This window comes from Acinetobacter lactucae (assembly GCF_013344765.1).
Lineage (GTDB): Bacteria > Pseudomonadota > Gammaproteobacteria > Pseudomonadales > Moraxellaceae > Acinetobacter > Acinetobacter lactucae_A.
This window is the reverse complement of the sequence record NZ_JABVBF010000216.1, coordinates 1-4,784: the sequence shown is the minus strand read 5'-3', so window position 1 is coordinate 4,784 and position 4,784 is coordinate 1. Positions and strand designations below refer to the sequence as shown.

Here is a 4,784-nt window from a genome sequence, read left to right as displayed (position 1 = left end):
GGTAAATACCCATGCTTTTTTTATATAAATCTGCATAATTTTCCATGAAAGACGATACAAATTTTTTTTTCGTTAAGTTTTTGTTTTCATAGATTATTGATGAGTAAGTATCAGCTTTAATCTATTTAAAGATAAATTGGACTTGTTTAATTAATAAATCTCAATAGAATGTGCCGATCGTTGACATGTTGGATCGTCAACAGGCATTGTTTTTTACTTCGCCGGATCGGCGGGTTGTGATTTGTTTGTACATTTAAATTTCTGTTTGGGAATTAGTGTACATATTGAGGTTTCACTCTTAGTTAGTGGTCTTCTCCCTCTCATATTTGATACTTTGCGGTGCATAAGGATTGTCTTATGAAGAATTTTAAATTTAGCCTTGCTTGGCAAATTTTAATTGCTTTAATCCTAGGGATAGTTGTCGGGGCTGTTTTACATAATCAGCCTGAAATCAGAGACAGTATTGTGAATAATGTTCTTACCCCTCTTGGTAAGATCTTTATTAGCCTGATTAAAATGATTGTTATTCCAATCGTTTTCTCTACCTTGATTTTAGGTATTGCAGGTGTAGGCAGTACCAAAAGTTTAGGGCGACTTGGTTTTAAAACCATTCTCTATTTTGAAATTATTACGACGATTGCTATTTTGGTTGGTTTGTTTGCAGCAAATATCTTCCATCCAGGTTCAGGCATTGATATGTCTCAGCTGGTTCAAACAGATATTTCTCAATATAAACATACAACTGAAGAAGTTCAGTCTCAGTCACATGGTTTAATTCAAACAATATTATCGCTCATTCCAACGAACATTATTAGTTCAATGGCGCATGGCGAAATGTTACCTGTGATTTTCTTTGCTGTGTTGTTTGGTATTGGACTGTCGTCATTACCAGCAACCACTAAAGACCCGTTGTTGAATGTGTTTCATGCTGTTTCTGAAACAATGTTCCGTGTAACGCATATCATCATGAAGTATGCACCAGTGGGTGTATTTGGTCTAATTGCAGTAACTGTTGCAAACTTCGGTTTCGCTTCACTTATTCCATTAGGCAAGTTGGTTGTTCTTGTTTATGCTGCCATCTTCTTCTTTGCATTCGTTGTACTTGGTCTGACTGCAAAAATGTTTGGAATTAACATCTTTATCTTATTTAAGATTTTGAAAGATGAATTGATCTTGGCATTTTCAACTGCAAGCTCGGAAACAGTTTTACCGCGTATTATGCAAAAAATGGAAGCTTACGGTGCGCCAAAAGCCATTTCCAGCTTTGTAATTCCAACTGGTTATTCATTTAACCTTGATGGTTCTACGCTTTACCAAAGTATCGCAGCAATCTTTATTGCACAGCTTTACGGTATTGAAATGTCAATCAGCCAACAAGTTATTTTAGTTGTAACATTAATGATTACTTCTAAGGGTATTGCTGGTGTTCCTGGCGTATCATTTGTTGTGTTATTAGCGACATTAGGTAGTGTGGGTATTCCTGTAGAAGGCTTAGCATTTATTGCTGGTGTTGACCGTATTATGGATATGGCCCGAACTGCGTTGAACGTTGTGGGTAACGCGCTTGCTGTACTTGTAATCAGTAAATGGGAAAAACAATACGACTCTGAAAAAGCTGCTGCTTATGAAGCATCTCTTAAATAAGAGAGAAGTTTTTAGTCGAAAAAGAACCCGCGAAAATCGCGGGTTTTTTATTGGGCTATTTCAAAACGCGTTGGTAGAGTTCTAGTGTTTGATCACACATATCTTTTAAGCTAAACATCGTGACAGGAGCAACGACATGAGGCTGTTCAATATGCTGTCTAACTGTTTCCAGTAAAGCTTTTTCATTTTCTGCTTCAACAAGACCTTGCGGATAGACATTCGATAAAATCTCAGCAACACCGCCACGGTTCCAGCCAATTACTGGTGTACCCACTGAAAGGGCTTCTAAGGCTGTTCTACCGAATGTTTCTGCCTGATTGGATAGAGAGAGCACAATATCGCTAAAAGCGAGCCATTCGCGAATATCTGAGCGATGGCCTACGAAGGTAATTTTATCTGCGAGTCCTTTGCTTTGAATGGTACTCTGCAACTCGCTTAGATAGGCCTGTTTTTTTGCATCGGCACCACCAACAACTACAGCATGTAGCTGAGGATATTGTTCACCTAGTTTTTGCATCAGTTCAATTAAACTTTCATGTCCCTTTAAGCGTGTAATACGGCCAGGCAAGCAAAGTAAAAACTTATTTTCGAGTTCAGGAAAGTCATTAAAAACTTGATTAAACCATTGTGCTGATGGCTGGTAATTATGTGGAAAAGCAGCTGGGTCAATCCCTCGATAAATGCGAACAATATCTTGTGGGGGACAGTTTTTGTAATAGTCTGTGATGTATTTAACCACGCTGTCAGAAACAGCAATCACTTTTTCAGCCTGAGTCATAATCGCACTATAACGATTAACTGAATAGAAACCATGGACTGTACTAATGAGGTGAGGGCGTTTGTTTGCAGGTATTTTTCTTAAGGCAAAGTGCGTAAGCCAAGCAGGGACACGCGAGCGTACATGAACAATATCGGGTTGATGTTGTTCAATAAGTTGGCGTAAAGGACGGATTTGCCACAAGCTCGACAATGATTTTTTATGAATAGGTAGCGTTAAGTGAGTAGAACCTTCAGCTTCGAGCTGGGACACTAGTCGTCCGCCATTTGAAACAACTAACGATTGATGGCCTTGTGCAACCAGTGCACGTGCAATTTCTAGTGTGCCGCGTTCAACGCCACCGCTATTGAGTTCTGGGAGAAGTTGCATCACTTTCATTGTTTTTGCCTTATACGTTCATAAAAGATGGATCATCTACAGATACATCATCTAAAACTAAATCATTATCCAGAGTTTACTATCGTGATAGCGACATGGATGTCGCTGTTGCGCTGTGTTACAAGGATGTAACATTCGCGGAACAAAGAATTTTTGCTTACTTTTTATCCCTAAAAAGTAAGGTCTGCCTATTCGAAATTATTTGAATATCACTATAAATCGAGGCTCTACCTATTACTAATCTAAAATTATTACAGCCTTATCTTAATAAATTTCCTCATATCCCTCAGGACGTGTTTTAAAGCGACGGTGAAACCACATATATTGAGTTGGTGCGATTCGAAGTTGATTTTCGATAATTTTATTGACGCGTGTTGCATCATCGACTTCATCTTCACTTGGCATATTGTTGACCGCAGGTTCAATTAGAACATGATATTTCGGGTTCTTAATATCTCCATGGCGATAGAAATATAAAGGAACGGCAACTGCCTTAGAGATTTTTAGTAAACGACGATGAGCAGTTACTGTGGCCGCCGGCACGCCAAAGAATGGTGCCATCACGCCTTGCTTGAGCCCGAAGTCTTGATCGGGGCTATACCAAATGGCATCGCCATCTTTAAGGTGACGAATTAAACCACGCATATCATCATGATCGATTTGTGCTTTATAAATGGTGCCACGGCAACGATATATCAGCATATCGAGCAATGGGTTATTTTGAGGTCGATAAACGACATCTGGTTCGAAATATTGAGCACAAACATAGCCACCGGCATCAAGAAGCGTGCTATGAGTCCCTAATAATAAAACGCCTTTACCCTGAGCTTGAGCATTGGTAATGTGTTCTAAGCCTTCAATGGTGACACGGTTTTTAAACCAGTAAGGTTTGTACCATGCGTTTAATGTCTCAAAAATACCAAGCATCATATCCACAAAAACTTGCTTAGCCTGTTGCTGTACTTTTTCGGCTGACCATTCGGGAAAGCAGACTTCTAAATTACGAATAGTCGTTTTTCGGCGAGATTTTAAATATTTCCAAGCAAGATTTGCTAAGCCATGAGCCAGACGCCACTGGATTGCCCACGGTAAAATAGCCAAAAGCATTAAAAAAACAATGGCAATCCAAATACCCCAATATTTAGGCAATAAAAAGGACCATTGAAATTCACCGGGCGTATAAGTCTGCTTTTGGCTCATAGCGATATAAAGAATTCAAAATTAAAACTGGCAAAAGTGTATCACGAACTGAATTTATCGTCGTAATACACTGTTGAATTGAGTGATTAAGATGAGGAAGTAAAGCGCGGTTATCGACGATTTTCTAGAAGAATGCGAACTGCAAGTCCAGCTAACACTGTTCCCATAAGCCAGCGTTGTATATTTGCCCAAAGAGGTTTCTGTTGAAGAAAAAGAGCAATGCTACCCGCAGAAAGCACAATCAGTGCATTTACTGAAACGCTGACAAAAATTTGAATAGTGCCGAGTTGAATAGATTGCCATAAAATACTGCCTTGTTGTGGGTGAATAAACTGTGGCAATAACGATAAATACATAATCGCAATTTTAGGATTAAGTAGATTTGTAGCAAAACCCATTAAAAATAGTTTAGCTGGAGAATCTACTGATAACTGCTTTACATCAAAAATAGGGGATGCATTAGGACGGAGAGCTTTCCATGCTAACCAGAGTAAATAAATGGCTCCAGCAATACGGATGGTGTCGTAAGCATAAGGAACTGCAACAATAAGTGCTGTAATCCCGAAAGAAGCGCAAAGCATATAAAATATGAAGCCAACGCCAACACCAGCGAGTGAAATAAATCCCGCCGTTTTTCCTTGGCAAATTGAACGAGAAATAAGGTAAATCATGTTTGGGCCAGGGGTAAGCACCATCGCCAAGCAGATTAATCCGAATGCTAAAATTTGAGAAAGATCTAGCATGAAAAATTACTCGAATATTATTATATGGGTAGATATAACAT

General features: G+C 39.0%; 4 protein-coding genes. 1 reads left to right on the top strand and 3 read right to left on the bottom strand.

Annotation, left to right across the window (positions count from 1 at the left end; all coding sequences use genetic code 11):
• Positions 1-357: 357 nt before the first annotated feature.
• Complete coding sequence (gltP, locus tag HUN22_RS15630; RefSeq protein ID WP_174731242.1) at positions 358-1,644, top strand: glutamate/aspartate:proton symporter GltP; 1,287 nt, start codon at positions 358-360, stop codon at positions 1,642-1,644.
• A gap of 55 nt (positions 1,645-1,699) precedes the next feature.
• Here the strand turns inward: gltP and HUN22_RS15625 are convergent, their stop codons facing one another.
• From HUN22_RS15625 to HUN22_RS15615, 3 genes are all read right to left on the bottom strand, one after another.
• Complete coding sequence (locus HUN22_RS15625) at positions 1,700-2,800, bottom strand: glycosyltransferase family 4 protein (protein ID WP_174731239.1); 1,101 nt, start codon at positions 2,798-2,800, stop codon at positions 1,700-1,702.
• Between the two features lie 264 nt (positions 2,801-3,064).
• Positions 3,065-4,000, bottom strand: coding sequence for an LpxL/LpxP family Kdo(2)-lipid IV(A) lauroyl/palmitoleoyl acyltransferase (gene lpxL, locus HUN22_RS15620; protein WP_174731236.1), 936 nt, complete (start codon positions 3,998-4,000; stop codon positions 3,065-3,067).
• 110 nt (positions 4,001-4,110) lie between these two features.
• Positions 4,111-4,743: a LysE family translocator gene (locus HUN22_RS15615; protein ID WP_016144251.1), complete on the bottom strand. Its 633-nt coding sequence runs from the start codon at positions 4,741-4,743 to the stop codon at positions 4,111-4,113.
• Positions 4,744-4,784 lie beyond the last annotated feature (41 nt).

Excerpts from the sequence above, each read along its gene's own strand:
- gltP (WP_174731242.1), top strand. The coding sequence starts at position 358 with ATGAAGAATTTTAAATTTAGCCTTGCTTGGCAAATTTTAATTGCTTTA.
- HUN22_RS15625 (WP_174731239.1), bottom strand. The coding sequence starts at position 2,800 with ATGAAAGTGATGCAACTTCTCCCAGAACTCAATAGCGGTGGCGTTGAA.
- lpxL (WP_174731236.1), bottom strand. The coding sequence starts at position 4,000 with ATGAGCCAAAAGCAGACTTATACGCCCGGTGAATTTCAATGGTCCTTT.
- HUN22_RS15615 (WP_016144251.1), bottom strand. The coding sequence starts at position 4,743 with ATGCTAGATCTTTCTCAAATTTTAGCATTCGGATTAATCTGCTTGGCG.